This is a genomic window from Pseudoalteromonas sp. SIMBA_162 (assembly GCF_046535955.1).
In the GTDB taxonomy this organism is placed as follows: domain Bacteria; phylum Pseudomonadota; class Gammaproteobacteria; order Enterobacterales; family Alteromonadaceae; genus Pseudoalteromonas; species Pseudoalteromonas marina.
The window spans coordinates 1-232 of the sequence record NZ_JAWJBQ010001309.1 but is presented as its reverse complement, the minus strand read 5'-3'; the positions used below and the strand labels follow the sequence as shown (position 1 = coordinate 232).

Below are 232 nucleotides of genomic sequence, written 5' to 3'. Positions count from 1 at the left end.
CAACCGGAAGCCGCCGTGATGCCCGGCACGACCTCGAAGCTGATGCCGGCACCGGCCAGGGTCTCGAGCTCTTCCCCGCCGCGCCCGAAGATGAAAGCGTCACCGCCCTTCAAGCGCACCACGCGATGCCCGGCGCGGGCGTAATCCACCAGCGCCTGATTGATGCCTTCCTGGGGCACGCTGTGATCGCTGCGCGCCTTGCCGACATACAGGCGACGCGCCTCCGGATTGG

At 68.5% G+C, this 232-nt stretch carries 1 protein-coding gene; it reads right to left on the bottom strand.

The annotated features are described in order from the left end of the window. On the bottom strand, positions 1-232 hold a 232-nt coding region (locus R0J88_RS23880), incomplete at both ends, for a uroporphyrinogen-III C-methyltransferase (protein ID WP_410901440.1).